Origin of the sequence: Sphingobium sp. V4, from assembly GCF_029590555.1 — a bacterium.
Lineage (GTDB): Bacteria > Pseudomonadota > Alphaproteobacteria > Sphingomonadales > Sphingomonadaceae > Sphingobium.
Genome location: NZ_CP081001.1, coordinates 2,115,930 through 2,135,788 on the forward strand (window position 1 = coordinate 2,115,930; position 19,859 = coordinate 2,135,788).

Genomic DNA, 19,859 nt, shown 5'->3' on the forward strand with positions numbered 1-19,859 from the left:
GCATTTGACGTAGGACCGGCCCATGTGGGGAGAGACGGACAAGCTACGTCAAATGCCCCATGTTTGACTGGCTGCGCGCTCCATAGCCTGACCACCATGCCAGAAAAGCACGAGGCGGCGGTCCACGCCGCCCGCCGCGCCGTTGCCGCCGCACAGGCGGGACGTCCGATCCGGGAGGGGATCATGGCTGGAAAGACATTGGAAAAAAGGGGAACACCATGTCGTATCGCGCAAAGCTCAAAATGGGACTCTTGTCCGCGACGATCATATCCGGCGCGGCCGCGGCCATGCCCGCCATGGCGCAGACCGCCGCGGCCGCCGACGAGGGCGATGTGATCGTCGTCACCGGTACCCGCCGCAGCACCACGCTGATGGAAACGCCGATCAATATTTCGGCCGTGGGCGCGGAGGAGCTGGCGGCGCAGCGGATCGACGACATTCGCGACATCGCGGCCTTCACGCCGGGCATCACCATCACCGATACCGGTCCGCGCGGCGCGGGCACCATCATCATGCGCGGGCTGTCCGCCGACGACAGCAGCGCGGGCGGCAACAACAGCGACAATGCCATCGGCATCTATCTGGGCGACGTACCGCTCTACACCGACTACAAGCTGATCGACCTCGAACGGGTGGAGACGCTGCTCGGTCCGCAGGGCACGCTCTATGGCCTTGGCACGCTGGCGGGCGCGGTCCGCTACATCCCCAACCGGCCCGATCCGACGAAGTTCAGCGGCGAGGCCTATGGCCGCCTCTATGACGTCGCCCATTCGAAGGGCATGGGCTATGTCGGCTATGGCGTGCTCAACCTGCCGATCGTCCAGGACGCGATCGCTTTCCGCACCGTCACCGGCTATTATTACGACCCCGGCTTCATCGACTATCCCTATCTGCTGAAGGAGCCGGGCGTGTCCCTGCCGCAGCCGGGCGACACGTCGAACCCGATGGGCACCGACGCGCAGCAGAGCGCCAATTTCGCGGGCAAGAAGGATCTGAACTTCGAAAAGACCTTCACCAGCCGCAACCAGCTCGGCTTCGTCAGCCCCGACTTCCAGGCCTATTTCACCTACGCCTATCAGGAAACGAAAACCGACGGCCGCCAGGCCACCGGCGCGGGCGTGGTGGGCGAAGGCAAATATGAGGCGCCCTGGCGCTACAAGGAACCGTCGAAGCGCATGTCACACCTGATCTCGCTGGAGCTTCAGGGCAATGTCTACGACGTGGCGCAGGCGATCTTCGTTTCGGCCTACACCAACAAGAAGCAGCGCAGTTCGACCGACGTGACCGACCTGCTGCTCGACCTCGACTATGATTATGAACTGTTCCCGTCCTTCTCGGGCTATACCCGGTCGCGCGGCGCGGAAGAACAATATAACCAGGAAGTCCGCCTGGTTTCGACCCATGGCGGGCCGTTCAGCTGGGTGATCGGCGGCTTCTGGAACCGCCTCAACACCAGGTCCGACTATCGCGAGATCGTGCCGGGCTATCCCGCCTGGGCAGGCATCAACCGCCCCGACGAGGTCGAATATGCCTCCTACGTCAACACCAAGACCGACGAGAAGGCGGTGTTCGGCGAGGGCAGCTTCAAGATCACGCCGGAATGGCAGGTCACGGCCGGCGTCCGCTATTTCAAATATAGCGCCGACGTCATCGGCGGGACCGCGCTGCCGCTGTTCCAGGCCTATCCCAACATCAACTTCCGCTCGCGCGCCGGATCGACCAGCGACGACGGCACGGTGTGGAAGTTCAACAGCTCCTACAACATCACGCCGGACCTGATGGTCTGGGGCACCTATTCGAAGGGCTATCGCATCGGCGGCGTCAACCGCGTCGCGCCCTGCGTCCTGCCGCTGCCGGCCGGACAGAATCTGTGCGCCCTGCCGAGCGAACTATTCTATGGCCCGGACAAGGTCAAAAACGCCGAAATCGGTGTCCGCGCCCAGTTGTTCGAGCGCAAGCTGTCGATGAGCCTGTCGGCGTTCCGCGTTAAGTGGGACGGTATCCAGCTGTCGGGCCAGACGGTGAATGGTGCCATCGGCATCACCACCAATGGCGGCGCGGCGATTTCGAAGGGCGTCGACTTCTCCTTCAGCGCCAAGCCGATCGACGGCCTCACCATCCGGGGCAACTACAGCTATCTCGACGCGCATCTGACCGAGGACGTGCCGGCGCTGCTGTCGATCGCGGGCGGCGATCTGGTCGATGTCCTGGCAGGCGACCGCCTGCCCGGATCGACCAAGAACAGCGGCGCGATCGGCGTCAGCTACGACATGCCCATGGGCGACAATATGCTGAACCTGGGCTGGACCACCACCTATACCGGCGGCATCTACACCCGTCCGGGCCTGCGGGGCGGCGGCGAACGGCTGCCGTCCTACATGATGAGCCGCGCGAACATCACCTACAAGACCGACATCTATGAAATCGGCCTGTTCGCGAACAACATCTTCGACAAATATGCCATCACCGGCGTCAGCAACGACCTGACCCGTTTCGGCCTGGTCAATGACGGCATCATATCGCGCTATTATGCCCGGTCGGTCGCGCAGCCGCGCGTCATCGGCGTCGAGGGCCGCGTGAAGTTCTGATCGTCCGCGCATGACCGATCGCGGGGGCGCTCTTCCATTCGGAAGGGCGCCCCTTTTTTCTGCTCGTCATGTCGGGCGGCGGGCGGCATCCGCTGCCGCATGGAACCAGCCTTCCCCTTCGCGCGCTTGCCCCGATCAACGGCAAGGGGCGATGATGAGCATAAGGATAGCGCAACAGGTGCATGTCGATGCGCCGTGGAAGATCCCGCCACGTGCCTGGTGGGAGATATCGAAGCGCGTCTGGATCGCCACGTCCGCCAATCATCTGGGGCTGTTGTCGGCGGGCGTCGCCTATTACGCCTTCCTGTCGATCGCGCCGCTGCTGGCGGCGGTGGTGCTGACCTATGGCCTGATCGGCGATCCCGCGCTGGTGCAGCGGCACATGGCCGCCATCGTCACCGTGGTGCCCCGCGATGCGGCGACCATCATCAATGACCAGTTGATGGGCGTCGTATCGGCCGCCAAGGGCACGACCGGCCTCGGCCTGGTGCTGGCGCTGAGCCTCGCCCTCTATGGCGCCACCCGCGCCGCCTCGGCGATCATGGAGGCGCTCAACATCGTCTATGCGCGGAAGGAAGAACGCGGGATCATCGCCTTCTACCGCGTGTCGATCGGCATCACTTTCTCGGCCGTGCTGGTCGTCGTGTCGGGGGTCGTCACCGCGACGGTCATTGGCCTGATCCAGACGCTGCTCACCGGCTGGGGATCGGGGGTTCTCCTGGCGATCAAGGCGGTGACATGGGTCTGCGCGGGCCTGCTCGCCAGCCTGATCTTCGCGCTCATATACCGGTTCGGTCCGAACCGGCGCAAGGCGCAGTGGCAATGGCTGACGGTCGGATCGGCCACGGCCACGGTCTGCTGGCTGCTGGTGACTCTGGGCGTGTCCTTCTATGTCTCGCGCTTCGGCAACTACAACGAAACCTACGGTTCGCTGGGCGCCGTGGTGGTGCTGCAACTCTGGCTGTTTGCCTCTTCCTATGTCGTGCTGCTGGGCGCGCAGATCAACGCCGAGGCGGAGCGGCAGACCAGCGCCGACACGCAGGTGGCCGGGCCGATGCAAAAAGCCGCATAATGGCGCTTGCCCTCCCCTTCCTGCCACGCTAAAGCGCCCTCCTTCGCTGGCTAGGGCCAGTGCAGGAGTGTAGCTCAGTTGGTAGAGCGTCGGTCTCCAAAACCGAATGCCGTGGGTTCGAGTCCCTCCACTCCTGCCAAGCGAACTGGCCGCGAACCCTTGAATTGCAAAGGGTTCGCGGCTAAGTCCGCAGGCGAAATTGGTCGCGGAGCAAGCGGCCGCACCCCCGGACGCCAGACAGGGCGGGATCGGGAGGGCGGACTGTTGCTTCGCGAATTGGCGTTGGTATCGAAGTTTGAGAAGGCAGGCGATGGCGAAGGTTTCTCCCGGCGAATTCGTCAATCAGGTGAAGACCGAGGCATCCAAGATCGTCTGGCCGACCGGCCGCGAGACGGTCATGACCGGCGTTATGGTCGTCATCATGACCACGCTGCTGGGCCTCTTCTTCTTCGGCATCGACACGTTCTTCGGCGCGATCGTCCAGTGGCTGCTGGGCCTCGCCGCCGGTCGGGCCTGATATTGCCGGGCCTGGGTTCTTGATTGCCGCGATTTCTCAAGTGAAATCGCAGACGCGAGTTTGATTGGCGCGATTTCTCAAGTGAAATCGCTCTGTGGGAGTTTGAAACGGTAACATGGCGCGCTGGTACATCATCCACGCCTATTCGGGCTTCGAGAACAAGGTCAAGGAATCGATCCTGTCCGAAGCCGAGCGCATGGGCCTCTCCCAGTTGGTCGAGCAGGTCGAGGTGCCCACCGAGACCGTGACCGAAGTGAAGCGCGGCAAGAAGGTGCAGGTCGAGCGCAAGTTCATGCCCGGCTATGTCCTCGCCAAGCTGAACATGAACGACGACATCTACCACCTGGTGAAGAACACGCCCAAGGTGACGGGTTTCCTGGGTTCGAGCGGCAAGCCGCAGGCGATCAGCGAAAGCGACGCCGCCCGCTATTTCGGCGCCCAGAAGGAAGCCGAAGCCGCCCCCAAGCACAAGGTCAATGTCGATTACGAGATCGGCGACAGCGTCAAGGTGCTCGACGGCCCCTTCGCCAGCTTCAACGGCGTGGTCGAGGAACTGGATTTCGAAAAGAACCGGGTCAAGGTGTCGGTGTCGATCTTCGGTCGCGCCACCCCGGTCGAACTGGACTTCGAGCAGGTCGAACTGTCGAAGTAAGAGCCGCATCGCGGATTGCAAAAGGGTCGCCAGCCACCGGGCCGGCGGCCCTTTTTGCTGGAATTCTCACCGACCGGGGGCTGCGCCGGGGGTTCAGCTTCCTTTTTCGCAAGCCCCCTTCCCTTTGGACCGGAACATCGCTATAGGCCCGCGCTTCCGTGCTGCCCCCAAGGTGGCCGGACATGTGCGGGAGGCCTTTTTCGGAAGGCCGTTCGACCGCTAAACTTGAACCGGCGGATATGTTCGCAGATCCGCCAGCTACAGAGTGAGTGAACATGGCCAAGAAGATTACGGGCTATATCAAGCTCCAGGTGCCCGCCGGAGCCGCCAACCCCTCGCCGCCGATCGGCCCTGCCCTGGGTCAGCGCGGCGTGAACATCATGGAATTCTGCAAGGCGTTCAACGCCTCGACGGAAAAGATGGAAAAGGGCACCCCGCTGCCGACCATCATCACCGTCTATGCGGACCGCTCCTTCACCTTCGTGACGAAGCAGCCGCCGGCCACCTATCTGATCAAGAAGGCCGTCAACCTGAAGTCGGGTTCCAAGGAACCGGGCAAGGTCGTCGCCGGCAAGATCACCCGCGCCCAGCTCGCCGAAATCGCGCAGACCAAGATGGTCGACCTGAACGCGAACGACATCGACGCGGCGACGAAGATCATCGAAGGCTCCGCTCGCGCGATGGGCCTCGAAGTGGTGGAGGGCTAAGACCATGGCAAAGCTGACGAAGAAGGCGAAGGCCCTGGCCACTGCCATTGACAAGGAAAAGCTGCACGGCGTCAACGAAGCGCTGGGCCTGATCAAGACCCACGCGACCGCCAAGTTCGACGAAAGCGTCGAAATCGCGATCAACCTGGGCGTCGATCCGCGTCACGCCGACCAGATGGTCCGTGGCGTCGTCACCCTGCCCGCCGGCACCGGCAAGGACGTCCGCGTCGCCGTGTTCGCCCGTGGCGACAAGGCTGATGCAGCGACCGCCGCTGGCGCCGACGTCGTGGGTGCCGAAGACCTGCTCGAATCGATCCAGGCCGGCAACATCGACTTCCAGCGCGTGATCGCCACCCCCGACATGATGGGTCTGGTGGGTCGCCTGGGCAAGGTGCTTGGTCCCAAGGGCCTGATGCCGAACCCGAAGCTGGGCACGGTCACCCCGAACGTCGCCGAAGCGGTCAAGGCTGCCAAGGGCGGCCAGATCGAATTCCGCGTCGAAAAGGCGGGCATCATCCATGCTGGCCTCGGCAAGGCGAGCTTCTCGGCCGAAGACCTGCGCAAGAATTTCGATGCCTTCGTTGACGCGATCGTCAAGGCGAAGCCGTCGGGTTCGAAGGGCAAATATGTCCGCAAGATCGCCCTGTCGTCCTCGATGGGCCCGGGCGTCAAGGTCGACGTGGCGGAAGTCGCCTCGATCTGATTTTTGCGCTATAGATGATAGGCAGGCCTCCTTCCTCGGGAACGTGGGAAGGAGGCCTTCCTGTTTTTTGAATCATCCTCCCCTGTTCGGGGGCGATGGCGGCACGCAGTGCTGACGGAGGGGTGCTCCTCTCTCGACAGGGGGACACCCCTCACCACCCGCCAGGCGGGCGGTCCCCCTCCCCTGGCAGGGGAGGATTTTGGAACCGGAGGCCTGACCTGCCTTCGGGCTTCCCGTGCGGAAGCATGAACGGTCTTTCGTATCCGTCGGGAATGGCGGGTCGCTTTTACCGATGGAAAACAAAAATATGGCATTTGAAACTCTCCCCGCTCTCCTGTCGCAGGCGTTGACCGCCAAGGGCTATGAGGCGCTGACCCCCGTCCAGAGCGAAGTCACGCAGGAAGAAGCGCATGGGCGCGACCTGCTGGTGTCGGCGCAGACCGGATCGGGCAAGACCGTCGCCTTCGGCCTCGCCATGGCGGGCGAACTGCTGGGCGACGCCGACCGCCTCCCCATGCCGGAAAAGCCGCTGGCGCTGGTGATCGCGCCGACGCGCGAACTGGCGTTGCAGGTCAGCCGCGAACTGGAATGGCTGTACGGTGCCGCGCGCGCGCGCATCGCGACCTGCGTGGGCGGTATGGACGCCGCCAAGGAACGCCGCAACCTGAGCCACGGCACCCATATCGTCGTCGGTACGCCGGGCCGCCTGCGCGACCATCTGGAGCGCGGCGCGCTGGACCTGTCGGCCGTGCGATCCGTCGTGCTCGATGAAGCCGACGAGATGCTGGACATGGGCTTCCGCGAGGATCTGGAGGAGATTCTCGACGGCGCACCGGAAAGCCGCCGCACCCTCCTCTTCTCGGCCACCATGCCCAAGCCGATCGTGGCACTGGCCAAGCGCTACCAGCGCGACGCGCTGCGCATTTCGACCATGAGCGAAGAGCGCGGCCATGGCGACATCAGCTATCAGGCGGTGACGGTCGCCCCGTCCGACATCGAGAATGCGGTGGTCAACCTGCTGCGCTATCATGAGGCGGAAACGGCGATCCTGTTCTGCGCCACGCGCGACAATGTGCGGCATCTGCACAGCAGCCTGACCGAGCGCGGCTTTGCCGCCGTGGCGCTGTCGGGCGAGCATAGCCAGAATGAACGCAACCATGCGTTGCAGGCGCTGCGCGACAAGCGGGCACGGGTGTGCGTGGCGACCGACGTCGCCGCACGCGGCATCGATCTGCCCTCTCTGTCGCTGGTCGTCCATGTCGAGTTGCCGCGCGACGCCGAGACGATGCAGCACCGTTCGGGCCGCACCGGACGTGCGGGCAAGAAGGGCACCGCCGTGCTGATCGTGCCCTATCCGCGTCGCCGCCGCGTCGAATCGATGCTGCGGGGCGCGAAGATCCCGGTCGAATGGGGCAACCCGCCGAGCAGGGAAGCGATTCTGGAGCAGGACAATGCCCGGCTGCGCACCAGCCTGATGGAGAAGGCGGAACTGGACGAGGCCGATTGGGCGCTGGGCGCCGAACTGCTGGCCGAGAAGAGCGCCAAGGAAATCGCCGCCATGCTGGTCAGGAGCGCCCGCGCTGCGCTGCCGGCCCCAGAGGAACTGCTGGACCGCAGCGAGGCGCCCGTGCGCCAGGAAGGGCCGCGTCCGGGATTTGAGGACACGCAGTGGTTCCGCATGGACATCGGCCGTCGCCAGAATGCCGATCCGCGCTGGATCCTGCCGCTGATCTGCCGTCGCGGCCATGTGTCGCGCCAGGATATCGGCGCGATCCGCATCACCACCAACGAGACGATGTTCGAAATCCCGAAGGCGATCGCGAGCCGCTTCATCGCGTCGGTCAAGCGCACCGGCGAGGCGAATGACGAAGGCGCCGACGTGGCGTTCGAGGCCATCGACGGCGCGCCGCGCGAACAGGCGCGCGAGCATAAGCGCCAGGGCGCCCGTCCCAATGATCGCGGCCCGCGTCCGGGCGGTCCGGGCGGCTATGCCCCCCGTCCGTTCAAGGGCGGACCGAAGCGCCCGGGCGGCCCCGGCGGACCGCGCAAGCCGCGCTGATTCCCCTTCGGGCATGTAGGATAAAGGCGGGCCGTCGATCATTCCGTGGGGATGATCGACGGCCCTCTTCTTATTCCGGTCCTTGGCGACCAGCTGACACCCGACATCGCCGCGCTGCGCGATGCCGACAAGGCGGACAGCATCGTGCTGATGATGGAGGTGGCGGACGAAACCACCTACGTGCGGCATCACAAGGCGAAGATCGCCTTCCTCCTGTCCGCCATGCGTCATCATGCCGAGGCGCTGCGGGCGCTGGGCTGGACGGTCGACTATGTGCGGCTGGACGACCCCGCGAACAGGGGCAGCTTCACCGCCGAGGTCGCCCGTGCGATCGAAAGGCACCGCCCCCACGCCATCCATGTGACCGAGGCGGGCGAATGGCGGGTGCGCGCCATGCTGGAAGCGTGGGAAGAGTGCTTCGCCATTCCCGTGACCATCCATGAGGATGATCGCTTCCTCTGTTCCCATGCGGAGTTCGACACATGGGCGGCGGCGCGGCGCCAGTTGCGGATGGAATATTTCTATCGCGACATGCGCCGCAAGACCGGGCTGCTGCTGACCGAGGAAGGCGCGCCGGAGGGCGGACAATGGAATTATGACGCGGAGAACCGCAAGCCCCCGCCCGCACGCGACCTGCTGATGCCCCGGCCGATCCGCTTCCGACCCGACGCCGTGACACAGGCGGTGCTGGACATGGTGGCGGTACGCTTCGGCGACCATATCGGCCGGCTCGACCATTTCCATTTCGCGGTGACGCGGGACGAGGCGATACGACAGCAAAAGCGCTTCCTGGACGAAGGGCTGCCACGGTTCGGCGACTATCAGGATGCGATGCTGACCGACGAGCCGTTCCTGTGGCATTCGATCCTGTCGCCCTACCTCAACGCCGGGCTGCTCGACCCGCTGGAACTCTGCCGGGAGGTGGAGGCGCGCTATCGGGCGGGCAAAGTGCCCCTGAACGCGGCAGAGGGCTTTATCCGGCAGATTATCGGCTGGCGCGAATATGTGCGCGGCATCTATTGGCTTGAGGGGCCGGACTACGCCAAGCGCAATGCCCTGCGGGCGACCCGCAACCTGCCGGGCTTCTACTGGACCGGCGAGACGGACATGCACTGCCTGTCACAGGCGATCGGCCAGACCATCGACCATGGCTATGCCCATCATATCCAGCGGCTGATGATCACCGGCAATTTCGCATTGCTGGCCGGGGTCGACCCGCACCAGGTGCATATCTGGTATCTGGAGGTCTATGCCGACGCCTATGAATGGGTCGAGCTGCCCAACACGCTGGGCATGAGCCAGTTTGCGGATGGCGGCCTGCTGGCGTCGAAGCCCTATGCGTCGGGCGGCGCCTATATCAACCGCATGTCGGACTATTGCGGGGCGTGCCGATATGATGTGAAGCGCCGGGTGGGCGAGGATGCCTGCCCCTTCAACGCGCTTTACTGGGATTTCCTGGCACGCAACGCGGGCATGCTCGCGCGCAATCCACGGCTCGCCATGCCCTATCGCAACTGGGACCGGATGACCCAGGAAGACCGCGCCGCCACGCGGGATCAGGCGGCGCGCTTCCTCGATACGCTCGACTAGATGGTCACGCCACCCCGCACAAAGTGAGCATCCTGGCCGCCAGTTCGCGTTCACCCATCACCACATGGGGAACGCCCAGCGCCTCCAGATGGGCGACCTCCGCGTCGCTATGGGCGCGGGCGATGACCTGAAGGTCGGCGTTCAGGCGGCGCGCATGATCGTGGATGGCCCCGCCCTCATAGCCTTCGGGCACCGCGATCAGCAGGTGGCGCGCCTCGCGGATACCCGCCGCGAGCAGATGCCTGTCCTCCAGCGCGTTGCCCTTCACGACCGACAGGCCGGCCTCTTCGGCTTCGTCCACCCGATCCCCGTCGCCTTCCACGACAACGAAATGGACATGTGTTTCGACAAGGCGCCGGGCGATCAGCTTGCCCACCCGGCCGTAGCCGACCAGGATGACATGGCCGATGGCAGGCGGCGCCGGACGACCGGAGGGCTGGCCCGCGTCCGCGCCCTCATCCTCCTCCTCCTGCTGGTGCTTGCGCACGATCATCGAGAAGAGGATGGGATTGAGGAAGATCGACGCCAGCGCGCCGGCCAGGATCAGGTCGCGGGCTTGCGCCGGCAACACCCCCAGCCCCGCGCCCAGCGACGCCAGGATGAAGGAAAATTCGCCGATCTGGGCGAGGCTCGCCGCGATGGTGAGCGCGGTTACGTTGGGATGGCCGAAGGCGCGGACGATCCCCCAGGCGGCGATCGACTTGCCGATGACGATGATGAGAATGGTGGCGAGCAGCGGCAGGGGCTGCTCGACCACGATCGCCGGGTTGAAGAGCATTCCGACCGACACGAAGAAGAGCACGGCGAAGGCGTCGCGCAATGGCAGCGTCTCTTCAGTCGCGCGACGGCTCAGGGGGGTTTCGCCCAGGATCATGCCGGCGAAGAAGGCGCCGAGCGCGAAGGACACGTCGAAGGCGGCCGCCGCGCCGAAGGCAACGCCCAGCGCGATGGCGAGGACCGCCAGGCGGAACAGCTCGCGCGATCCGGTATGGACGACCCAGTGCAGCGCCCAGGGGATCACGCGGCGGCCCACGATCAGCATCACCGCGACAAAGCCCACCACCTTGAGCAACGTGCCGAGCAGCGGCCCGATGAGCGCGGACGCACCCGCTCCCTCGGCGCCGTTCATCACGCTGGCAAGCGCGGGGAGCAGCACCAGCGCAAGGACCATCACCAGATCCTCGACGATCAGCCAGCCGACCGCGATGCGTCCGCGCCGGGTTTCGACCAGGTCGGCGCCCTGCAAGGCGCGCAGCAGGACGACAGTGCTGGCGACGGACAGGGCAAGGCCGAATACCAGGCCGCCCATGACGGGCCAGCCCATCAGATGGGCAAGGCCCATGCCGAGCAGGGTCGCGACCGCGATCTGGACCAGCGCGCCGGGAACGGCGATGGCCTTCACCGACAGAAGGTCTTTCAGGGAAAAATGGAGGCCGACCCCGAACATCAGCAGGATGACGCCGATTTCGGCCAGTTCATTGGCAAGGCCGGCATCGGCGACGAAGCCGGGGGTAAAGGGACCGACCATGATGCCGGCGACGAGATAGCCGACCAGCGGCGAGAGCTTCAGCCGATGGGCGATCGCGCCCATGATGAAGGCGACGACGAGACCGGCGACGATGGTGCCGATCAGGGGTGTGTGATGGGGCATTTTTGCCTTTCGATCCGGTGGCCGGCCGTTGGGGCGTGCGTCCGGCGGGAAATGAGCAGGATATCGGCGCTCTCCCGACCTCCGTCGGTCATGGAGACGTGCTTTTCAGTCGACGACGATCATCATCGCGGCGAGGGCCATAGCGGCGGCGCCAAGGCCCGCCATGACGAGGGGCATGAACCACCAGGGCGGACGAGAGCGACGGCCGCGGCGCAGGCTCTTGCGAGGCATGGGATGACTCCTCTTGCGACCAGGTGCCCGCGCGTGACGGGCGGGTTCGATCCGTCAGAAGGAGGCGGGCGGCGCCCTGGCAAGATGCGCGCGCACGAGCGGCGGGCGCGGGAGGCGGGGGGCCGCCGGCGGGGCGGACAAGGCGGGCAGAAACCGCCAGACGCCCACGATCGCCATGATCGCCAGTCCCAGGATCGCCACCGGCGGCCACCCGTCGCCATCCGGGCGGATGGGCGGGACCGCCTGCGCGGCGGATGGAGCGCGGGCCTTGAGCACCACGTCGCTGGTCGCGGGATTGAAAGCGGAGCCGGTGGCGCGGCTGAGCGGCGGACCGAGCGGCGCGAGAGCCGACAGCAACGTGACGGCGATGAGGGTCCACAGGGCGGCCAGAATTGCGGCGCGGGGGATCGCGCCCCTTCCCTTCCGCCTTTTCCTGCCCATATGCTGCATCTCGCCGCCAAATCCCTTGGTTCCACAGGAGATAGGGGCGGACGGGCGTGAAAACCAGTGCCGAAACCGACCCGCATCGGTTGACAGGTGCGAGTCATTCCACTAACGGGCCACATTCCCGCGCGGGTCGACAGGATTTGTCCTCGAAGATCTGCGTAAAGCAGATTTGAACGAGAAGAGACAAGCCATGTTCGCTATCGTGCGCACGGGCGGCAAGCAGTATCGCGTCGCCGCCGGAGACAAGATCGTCGTTGAAAAGCTGGCTGGCGAAGCCGGCGACAAGGTCACGCTGGACGACGTCCTGCTGGCCGGTGAAGGCGGCGACCTGAAGGACGCTGCCAAGCTGACCGTCGCGGCGGAAATCATCGCGCAGGCGAAGGGCGAGAAGGTCATCGTCTTCAAGAAGCGCCGCCGCCACAATTATCGCCGCAAGAACGGCCACCGCCAGAACCACACGATCCTGAAGATCGTGTCGATCGGCGCCTGAGCCACTAGCTGAAGATTCGAGGAGTTTAGGTCATGGCACATAAGAAAGCTGGCGGTTCGTCGCGCAACGGTCGCGATTCCGAGTCGAAGCGCCTTGGCGTCAAGAAGTTCGGCGGTCAGGACGTGATCGGCGGCAACATCATCATTCGCCAGCGCGGCACCCGCGTGTATCCGGGTCGCAATGTCGGCATGGGCAAGGATCACACCCTCTTCGCCCTCGGCGAAGGCAAGGTGGTATTCCACACCGGCAAGCTCGGCCGCAAATATGTGTCGGTAGACGCAATGGCCGAAGCGGCAGAATAACGGACGACTGATGACGGGTCGTCCTTCGATAGGGGCGATCCTCCCGGCGTTCGGACCTTCCGTCTGATGCCGGTGTCCGAGGGAACAAGGGGCGCTCCTCACCTATGAGGGGCGCCCCTTTTCCGTTGGGCGAAATCTCCCTCAAAAATCCCTCAAGTCTTTGGAACTCAACGCCTTCTCGCGCGTCCTGCGGGCGGGGAATCATCCAGAGGCAAGTCGTCGTCAAGCCGTCATCATTGGCGGTTAACGGCGCGCAGAAGAGGAGAGACGAGAATGTTCGCCCGTACCCCCCGCCTGCTGCTGCGTCCCGGCTGGATGGAAGACGCGCAGGCCCTGGCCCTGGCCATCAACGACCCGGCGGTCGCGCGCAACCTGACGCGCGTCCCCAGCCCCTATGGGCCGGACGACGCCGAAGCCTTCCTGGCGCTGCCGCAACATCCGCGCCTGCCCCGACTGCTCGCCTTCACACGCACCCAGGGCGCGCCGCGCCTGGTCGGTGGATGCGGAGTCCATCTGGACGAGCAGGGCGCGCCCGAACTGGGTTACTGGATCGCCCGCCCCTATTGGGGGCTGGGGTTCGCGACCGAGGCCGCGCGCGCGGTGCTGGACATGGCGCGGGCGAACGGCATCCGCGACATAAAGGCCGGGCATTTCATCGACAATCCCGCGTCGGGCAACGTCCTGCGCAAGCTGGGCTTCCACTTCGCGGGACGAATCGAGAAACGCTACAGCCTGGGCCGCGACGCACTGGTCGATTGCCTGATGTTCGACGAAGGCGAAGGCGGGCGAATGAGCGCCGATCCCGCAATGGATCTCTATGGGGATGCGTTGCCGGTGGCGGCTTGAGCGCGACACCCTATCGATGATCGTCCTTCCCGCCATCGCGGGAAGGACGGCGTGACAATATGTCGCGACGATCCCCTTAGCGGGGAGGATGTTTGGGGCGGTCGAACACCCGTGTCGGCCTGCCCGCAAGTTCCGTATCGACCAGCGCATGGAAACCCAGCTTTTCCGCGACCTTGATGGACGCCAGATTGTCCGGGTCGATGATGCAGCGGAGCGAGGGCGCATCGAGATGGGCGTCCGCCCAGTCGAGAACGGCGTGCATCGCTTCAGTGGCGATGCCCCGGCCCCAGGCCTCTGGCGCCAGCACCCAGCCCGCCTCCGGCACGCCTTCCAGTTCGGGCAGGCCGCGTTCGGCGCTGAGCAGGCCGGCCTCCCCCAGGAAAGCGCCGCTGTCCCGCTCCTCGATCACCCACATGCCATAGCCCAGCATGGACCACATGCCGGCATAGCGCAGCAGGCGGAACCACACCGCCTGCGCGTCCTGCGTCACGCCGCCGATATGGCGCACCACGTCGGCGTCCCCCCATAATTTGCGGCAGGCGACATAATCCTCCACCCGATGCGGGCGGAGGATCAGGCGGATGGTTTCCAATGTCGGAGCGTCAGTCGTCACTTTATCCTCGCGGCGACCACTATATCCGTTCGGGCCGGGCCTGTCGAAGCCCTGCCCTGCCCGACGCAAGAAAAATCCTGCGCGACGGCCGTCAAGGCAGGCCTATCGCCCTTCAGGCGACCGAGGGCAAGGCGGCGGGCGGCCGCGCATCGGCATAGGGCGTATCGGCCAGAGCGATCAACGCGCGATCATCGACCCGCCAGGGATGGAAGCCGGGCAGGAAATAGCCGAGCCACGGACGCGCCACGCGACGCAATATGCCCGGCCGCACCAGCGCGTAATGGAGCAGCCCGCCCCAGGCGCGCCGTCCGGTGATGCCGTCCTGCCGCAGCAATTCCATCATCCCGCGGGCGCGATGATGGAGAAAATTCCTGGTTACGACCAGCATCATCAGCGACTTGACCCACCAGCGCCGGAAGCGCGTCCAGTCGCGCGTGGCGTGCATCCAGGTATCGCAGGCGACGCCCTTATGCTCGATCTCCTCGATGGCGTGCCATCGCCACAACGCGGCGATCTCCGGGTCGGCGCCGTCCAGATGGCGCGGGTCGCTCAGCAGTTCATGGGCGAGGATGGCGGTGAAATGCTCCAGTGCCATGGTCGCCGCCAGGCTGTCGATCGGGGGACGCCGCTTCGCCATGTCCAGCACCAGGGTCACGTCGGCGTCGAGGCGCGACACGTCATAGCCATGATCCGTCACCTGCCGGTTGAAGGCGAGATGCTCGCGGCTATGGACGACTTCCTGGCGGATGAAGGCGGCGATCTCGCCCGCCAGCCGGTCCGGCACGCCGTCGCGGAAGGCTCGGACGCTATCGATGAAATAGGCTTCGCCGCGCGGGAAGGTGATCGACAGGGCGTTGAAGAAAGCCGTGGCGATCGGATCGCCATTCAGCCAATGTCGGGATGCGGCGCGATCCCGCCCGAAGCGGCGATCACGCGGGGTAATGGTGAGTTCGGTCGGGGTCATGGGGACGCCTCCGTTGCTTACTTACACTGATGTAAATATGGACAACTGACATAGATGTCAATAAAGCGCGCACGCCTCAGCCCCGATGAAAGCCGCCTCGTCGCCGTCGAGGCGGCGCGCGACCTGCTGATCGAGGCGGGGCCGCAGGCAGTGACGCTGAAGGCCGTGGCCGGCCGGGTCGGGCGGACCCACGCCAACCTGCTGCATCATTTCGGATCGGCCGCGGGATTGCAGAAGGCGCTGGCCGCGCATCTGGCCGATACCATCACCACCAAGATCGGCGAGGCGGTGGATGCGGCGCGGCGCGGCGAACTGGCGCCGCGCATCATCGTCGACATGACATTCGACGCGTTCGACCGCGAGGGCGCGGGCGCGCTGGCAAGCTGGATGCTCGCGTCGGGCAATGAGGATGCGCTGGACCCGGTGGTGGACGCGATCCACCGGCTGGTCGACAAGCTGGCGGCAAGCGCCCTCAGCCCGAACATGGCCGAGCTGATCCGGGAGAACACGCTGATGCTGGTGCTGCTGGCGCTGGGCGATTCGCAGCTGGGGGGCGCCATGGCAGGGGCGCTTTGCCTGCCGCGCGAAAAGGCCCGCGAGATCGCAACCCGCAGCCTGACATTCGCGTTGATGCAGGAAGCCGCGACGATTGCCGCGCAGGCCAAGGTTTAACTTTTCGCGATTAGGCGTTATGGGCGCGCCATGCATTTTCTCGATCAAGCCAAAATCTATATCAAGTCCGGCTGGGGCGGCCCCGGCGCGGTCAGCTTTCGCCGTGAAAAATATGTCGAATATGGCGGCCCGGACGGCGGCAACGGCGGCAAGGGCGGCGACATCATCTTCGAGGCCGTGGCCGGCCTCAACACGCTGATCGATTTCCGCTACACCCAGCATTTCAAGGCGCAGCGCGGCCAGCCGGGCATGGGCAAGAACCGTTATGGCGCGGGCGGCAACGACCTGGTCATCAAGGTGCCGGTCGGCACCCAGATCCTGTCCGATCCCCAGCCGATCGAGGGCAGCGAGGACGAGGACGGCTATCCCGACTTCGAGGAGCAGGAAGTGCTCGCCGACTTCACCGAGGTCGGGCAGCGCGTCACCTTCCTGCGCGGCGGCGACGGCGGCCGGGGCAACCTGTCCTACAAGACCAGCACCAACCGCGCGCCGCGCCAGCATGGCACGGGCTGGCCGGGGCAGGAAATGTGGGTGTGGCTGCGCCTCAAGCTGCTGGCCGATGTCGGCCTGGTCGGAATGCCCAATGCAGGCAAGTCGACGCTGATCAACCAGGTGACGAACACCAAGGCGAAGGTCGGCGCATACGCCTTCACCACCACCAAGCCGCAGCTGGGCGTGGTGCTGCACCGCGACCGCGAATTCGTGCTGGCCGACATTCCGGGCCTGATCGAGGGCGCCGCCGAGGGAGCGGGCATCGGCGACCGCTTCCTGGGCCATATCGAGCGCTGCCGCGTTCTGCTGCACCTGATCGACGCGACCGGCGACGATCCCGTCGACGCCTTCCGCATCGTGACCGACGAACTGGCCGCCTATGGCGGCGGACTGGAAGACAAGCCGCAGATCGTGGCGCTCAACAAGGGCGACCTTCTGGGGAAGGAACTGATGGAGGACATCGCCGCACAACTGCGCGAGGAAGCGGGCGTGGAGGACGTGTTCATCATTTCCGGCGCGACCGGCGAAGGCGTCGGCGCGCTGATGGACGCCGTGCTGCCGATGCTGGATCAGGACGCCGAGGATGAAGAGGATGAGGATGGCGGCGAGGAAGGCGAAGCCACCTGGTCGCCGATCTGACCGCGAATAGGCTAAACGGATATTCAGTCCCGTGACCAACCCCCTCTCCGGTTTTCCCCCTGAACTTGTCCGTCGCCTGGTCATCAAGATCGGGTCGGCCCTGCTGGTCGATCCGGCCGGCGAGGTGCGCGTCGACTGGCTGCGCACGCTGGTCGCTGATGTCGCGATCCGCAAGGCGGCGGGGCAACAGGTCATCATCGTGTCGTCGGGCGCGATCGCGCTGGGCGCGCGGCGGCTGAAGCTGCCCAAGGGCGGGCGCGGCAGCCTGGAAGACGCGCAGGCGGCGGCAGCCACCGGGCAGATCGCCCTGTCGCAATGCTGGGCCAGCCTGCTCGCGGAAAAGGGCATTACCGCCGCGCAGATGCTGGTGACGCTGGACGATCTGGAGAACCGGCGGCGCTACCTCAATGCATCGGCGACGCTGGAGCGGCTGATGGCATTGGACGTCGTGCCGGTGGTCAACGAGAATGACAGCGTGGCGACGGCCGAGATCCGCTTCGGCGACAATGATCGGCTGGCGGCGCGTATCGGACAGGCGGCACGGGCTGACGCGGTTGCGCTGCTTTCCGATGTGGACGGGCTTTACACCGCCAATCCGCACGCCGATGCCAGCGCCATGCTGATAGAGACAATCGAGACGATCGACGCGCGGATCGCGGCGATGGCGGACGGCGGTTCGGCGTCGGGCATGGGTTCGGGCGGCATGGTGTCGAAGATCCAGGCCGCGCGCATCGCGACCGGCGCGGGCGCGCACCTGGCCATCATTTCGGGCAAGGTCGATGCGCCGCTGTCGCACTGGGCGAATGGCGGAAAGGGGTCGATTTTCCTGGCGGCGCAAGCGAAAGGCGCGCGCAAGGGCTGGCTGGCGGGTCGCCTGACGACGCGCGGGCGGCTGATCGTGGACGCCGGCGCGGAGAAGGCACTGGGCAAGGGCAACAGCCTGTTGCCCGCCGGCGTCGCGCGCGTCGAGGGCGTGTTCGATCGCGGTGACGTTGTCGACATCGTCGCGCAGGATGGCCGGGTGATCGCGCGCGGGCTGATCGAATATGACAGCGAAGCGGCAGGGAAGATCGCCGGTCGCCGCAGCGAGGAGATCCCCGTGCTGCTGGGCGAAATGCCACGGTCGGTGCTGGTCCATCGCGACCATATGGCGATGATCTGACCATGACCCCCTTCCGGATTGCAATGACCGGCGCGACGGGGTTCGTCGGCGCCGAAGTGCTGGAGCAGGCGCTGGGCGAAGGACTGCGCGTCAACGCGCTGACTCGCCGGGCGCAGCCGCCGCGCGCGAAGCTGAAATGGGTGCCGGGGTCGCTGGAGGATGCTGCCGCGCTCGACACGCTGGTGCGCGACGCCGACGCGGTGGTGCATATCGCGGGCGTCGTGAATGCGCCCGATCGCGACGGGTTCGAGGCCGGCAATGCGCGCGGCACCGTGGCGGTGGTCGACGCGATGCGCCGGCGCGGGATCAGGCGGCTAGTGCATGTGTCCTCGCTGGCGGCGCGCGAACCGAATCTGTCCGACTATGGCTGGTCCAAGGCGCTGGCCGAACGCCATGTGAAGGCGAGCGGCCTCGACTGGACGATCGTGCGGCCGCCCGCCATCTACGGGCCGGGCGACCGGGAAATGCTGGAGCTGTTCCGCATGGCCAGGCGCGGCATCATGATGCTGCCGCCGGGCGGACGGCTGTCGGTCATCCATGTCGGCGATCTCGCCCGGTTGCTGCTGGCGCTGGCGCAGGAGAAGGAAAGCAGCCTGACCCGCACCTTCGAGGTGGATGACGGCACGCCCGAGGGCTGGGATCACAAGGAATTCGGCGCAGCGATCGGCCGGGCGGTCGGGCGGGCAGTCAGGACCGTGGCGACGCCCGAATGGCTGCTGAACGTCGCCGCCCGCACCGACCGGCTGGTGCGCGGACGGAAGGCCAAGCTGACGCCTGATCGGGTCGATTATTTCTGTCACCCCGACTGGGTGGTCACGAAGCGCAAGCAGCCACCCAAGCGGCTGTGGCTGCCGCAGGTGCAGACGGAGGAGGGGTTGAAGGCGACCGCCGAAGCCTATCGGGAGAAGGGCTGGCTATAACGCCGGCCAGAACGTCCATCAGGGCAAGGCGGCGAGGCGGCGGACCCGCTCCCTGTCCTTGGGACGGCCAAAGCCGGTCAGGAGTTGCTGAAGCTCCAGCCGTTCAGGCATGAAGAGCGTCACCCCGTCGATCTGAACCGGGCAACGGGTTTCAGGCTGGACCGCGCGCCAGCCCTCCGTCGACCGATAGTGGAAGCCGGCCATGAACTCCACCGGCAACGGCGCTTCCAGCCAGATGCCGAAGATGGCGGAGCGGAAGATGTCAGAGCCTGTGTCCCGCTGACAGATCACGCCAATGGCGGGCAGGATGCGGGCGGCGTCGGCGACGCTCAGCAGCACGTCCACATCGGCGACCGTCCCGGCATCGGCGCCATGCAGGGCAACCGCCGCGCTGGCGATGATCCACCAAGGATCACAAGCGGCGGCCATCACCGTCCCGACCGCCTTCAGCGATGCCGCCAGCGCCGGATCGATCCCAGCCCCTGTGCGCTTTCCCGCGGCATTGAGTGCACCGACAGGCAAGGGCGGCTTGTTCGGCATCG

The 19,859-nt window shown here is 65.8% G+C and carries 21 protein-coding genes and 1 tRNA gene; 16 read left to right on the forward strand and 6 right to left on the reverse strand.

Annotation, left to right across the window (positions count from 1 at the left end; translation table 11 throughout):
* Nucleotides 1-218 precede the first annotated feature (218 nt).
* The 9 genes from K3M67_RS10515 to K3M67_RS10555 all read left to right on the forward strand — a co-directional run bounded on the left by K3M67_RS10515 (nucleotide 219) and on the right by K3M67_RS10555 (nucleotide 9,888).
* Nucleotides 219-2,588, forward strand: coding sequence for a TonB-dependent receptor (locus tag K3M67_RS10515; RefSeq protein WP_285831449.1), 2,370 nt, complete (start codon nucleotides 219-221; stop codon nucleotides 2,586-2,588).
* 154 nt (nucleotides 2,589-2,742) lie between these two features.
* On the forward strand, nucleotides 2,743-3,660 hold the full coding sequence (locus K3M67_RS10520) for a YihY/virulence factor BrkB family protein (RefSeq protein ID WP_285831450.1): 918 nt from the start codon (nucleotides 2,743-2,745) through the stop codon (nucleotides 3,658-3,660).
* A 63-nt stretch (nucleotides 3,661-3,723) separates the two neighbouring features.
* Nucleotides 3,724-3,799 (forward strand) — tRNA-Trp (locus K3M67_RS10525).
* 171 nt (nucleotides 3,800-3,970) lie between these two features.
* Nucleotides 3,971-4,177, forward strand: a complete 207-nt coding sequence (secE, locus tag K3M67_RS10530; RefSeq protein ID WP_285831451.1) for a preprotein translocase subunit SecE — start codon at nucleotides 3,971-3,973, stop codon at nucleotides 4,175-4,177.
* Between the two features lie 115 nt (nucleotides 4,178-4,292).
* Nucleotides 4,293-4,829: a transcription termination/antitermination protein NusG gene (gene nusG / locus K3M67_RS10535; protein ID WP_066857858.1), complete on the forward strand. Its 537-nt coding sequence runs from the start codon at nucleotides 4,293-4,295 to the stop codon at nucleotides 4,827-4,829.
* A 275-nt stretch (nucleotides 4,830-5,104) separates the two neighbouring features.
* Entirely contained in the window at nucleotides 5,105-5,536 is a 432-nt protein-coding gene (rplK, locus tag K3M67_RS10540) for a 50S ribosomal protein L11 (protein WP_066857855.1), read from the forward strand.
* A 4-nt stretch (nucleotides 5,537-5,540) separates the two neighbouring features.
* Nucleotides 5,541-6,239, forward strand: coding sequence for a 50S ribosomal protein L1 (rplA, locus tag K3M67_RS10545; protein ID WP_066857852.1), 699 nt, complete (start codon nucleotides 5,541-5,543; stop codon nucleotides 6,237-6,239).
* 307 nt (nucleotides 6,240-6,546) lie between these two features.
* Nucleotides 6,547-8,298, forward strand: coding sequence for a DEAD/DEAH box helicase (locus K3M67_RS10550; RefSeq protein ID WP_066858087.1), 1,752 nt, complete (start codon nucleotides 6,547-6,549; stop codon nucleotides 8,296-8,298).
* Between the two features lie 51 nt (nucleotides 8,299-8,349).
* A complete protein-coding gene (locus K3M67_RS10555) occupies nucleotides 8,350-9,888 on the forward strand; it encodes a cryptochrome/photolyase family protein (protein ID WP_285831452.1) in 1,539 nt (512 codons plus the stop codon).
* A gap of 4 nt (nucleotides 9,889-9,892) precedes the next feature.
* Here the strand turns inward: K3M67_RS10555 and ybaL are convergent, their stop codons facing one another.
* From ybaL to K3M67_RS10570, 3 genes are all read right to left on the reverse strand, one after another.
* Nucleotides 9,893-11,539 (reverse strand): YbaL family putative K(+) efflux transporter, encoded by a 1,647-nt coding sequence (gene ybaL / locus K3M67_RS10560; RefSeq protein WP_285831453.1) that lies wholly within the window; start codon nucleotides 11,537-11,539, stop codon nucleotides 9,893-9,895.
* 105 nt (nucleotides 11,540-11,644) lie between these two features.
* The gene (locus K3M67_RS10565) at nucleotides 11,645-11,770 is read right to left on the reverse strand and encodes a hypothetical protein (protein WP_269747226.1); all 126 of its coding nucleotides are present in this window, start codon (nucleotides 11,768-11,770) and stop codon (nucleotides 11,645-11,647) included.
* A 54-nt stretch (nucleotides 11,771-11,824) separates the two neighbouring features.
* On the reverse strand, nucleotides 11,825-12,211 hold the full coding sequence (locus tag K3M67_RS10570) for a hypothetical protein (protein ID WP_285831454.1): 387 nt from the start codon (nucleotides 12,209-12,211) through the stop codon (nucleotides 11,825-11,827).
* A gap of 196 nt (nucleotides 12,212-12,407) precedes the next feature.
* On the opposite strand from K3M67_RS10570, the gene rplU reads away from it, so the two are divergent.
* The 3 genes from rplU to K3M67_RS10585 all read left to right on the forward strand — a co-directional run bounded on the left by rplU (nucleotide 12,408) and on the right by K3M67_RS10585 (nucleotide 13,855).
* Nucleotides 12,408-12,707: a 50S ribosomal protein L21 gene (gene rplU / locus K3M67_RS10575; RefSeq protein ID WP_066857843.1), complete on the forward strand. Its 300-nt coding sequence runs from the start codon at nucleotides 12,408-12,410 to the stop codon at nucleotides 12,705-12,707.
* Between the two features lie 32 nt (nucleotides 12,708-12,739).
* Nucleotides 12,740-13,009, forward strand: coding sequence for a 50S ribosomal protein L27 (gene rpmA, locus K3M67_RS10580; RefSeq protein WP_009822431.1), 270 nt, complete (start codon nucleotides 12,740-12,742; stop codon nucleotides 13,007-13,009).
* Between the two features lie 273 nt (nucleotides 13,010-13,282).
* Complete coding sequence (locus tag K3M67_RS10585; RefSeq protein WP_066857840.1) at nucleotides 13,283-13,855, forward strand: GNAT family N-acetyltransferase; 573 nt, start codon at nucleotides 13,283-13,285, stop codon at nucleotides 13,853-13,855.
* A gap of 76 nt (nucleotides 13,856-13,931) precedes the next feature.
* On the opposite strand, the gene K3M67_RS10590 is transcribed toward K3M67_RS10585, so the two are convergent.
* Together K3M67_RS10590 and K3M67_RS10595 are read right to left on the reverse strand one after the other, a co-directional pair.
* Nucleotides 13,932-14,468 (reverse strand): GNAT family N-acetyltransferase, encoded by a 537-nt coding sequence (locus tag K3M67_RS10590; RefSeq protein ID WP_066857837.1) that lies wholly within the window; start codon nucleotides 14,466-14,468, stop codon nucleotides 13,932-13,934.
* Between the two features lie 112 nt (nucleotides 14,469-14,580).
* A complete protein-coding gene (locus K3M67_RS10595; protein WP_066857834.1) occupies nucleotides 14,581-15,432 on the reverse strand; it encodes a metal-dependent hydrolase in 852 nt (283 codons plus the stop codon).
* 54 nt (nucleotides 15,433-15,486) lie between these two features.
* Here K3M67_RS10595 and K3M67_RS10600 point away from each other — a divergent pair, with 54 nt between their 5' ends.
* The 4 genes from K3M67_RS10600 to K3M67_RS10615 are packed head-to-tail and all read left to right on the forward strand — an operon-like array spanning nucleotide 15,487 to nucleotide 19,317.
* Nucleotides 15,487-16,104, forward strand: coding sequence for a TetR/AcrR family transcriptional regulator (locus K3M67_RS10600; protein WP_066857831.1), 618 nt, complete (start codon nucleotides 15,487-15,489; stop codon nucleotides 16,102-16,104).
* 30 nt (nucleotides 16,105-16,134) lie between these two features.
* On the forward strand, nucleotides 16,135-17,235 hold the full coding sequence (obgE, locus tag K3M67_RS10605; RefSeq protein WP_066857828.1) for a GTPase ObgE: 1,101 nt from the start codon (nucleotides 16,135-16,137) through the stop codon (nucleotides 17,233-17,235).
* Nucleotides 17,236-17,266: 31 nt separating this feature from the next.
* Nucleotides 17,267-18,397 (forward strand): glutamate 5-kinase, encoded by a 1,131-nt coding sequence (proB, locus tag K3M67_RS10610; RefSeq protein WP_285831455.1) that lies wholly within the window; start codon nucleotides 17,267-17,269, stop codon nucleotides 18,395-18,397.
* 23 nt (nucleotides 18,398-18,420) lie between these two features.
* Nucleotides 18,421-19,317, forward strand: a complete 897-nt coding sequence (locus K3M67_RS10615) for an NAD-dependent epimerase/dehydratase family protein (protein WP_285832928.1) — start codon at nucleotides 18,421-18,423, stop codon at nucleotides 19,315-19,317.
* Between the two features lie 18 nt (nucleotides 19,318-19,335).
* Here the strand turns inward: K3M67_RS10615 and K3M67_RS10620 are convergent, their stop codons facing one another.
* A complete protein-coding gene (locus K3M67_RS10620) occupies nucleotides 19,336-19,857 on the reverse strand; it encodes a hypothetical protein (protein WP_285831456.1) in 522 nt (173 codons plus the stop codon).
* Nucleotides 19,858-19,859: the final 2 nt, after the last annotated feature.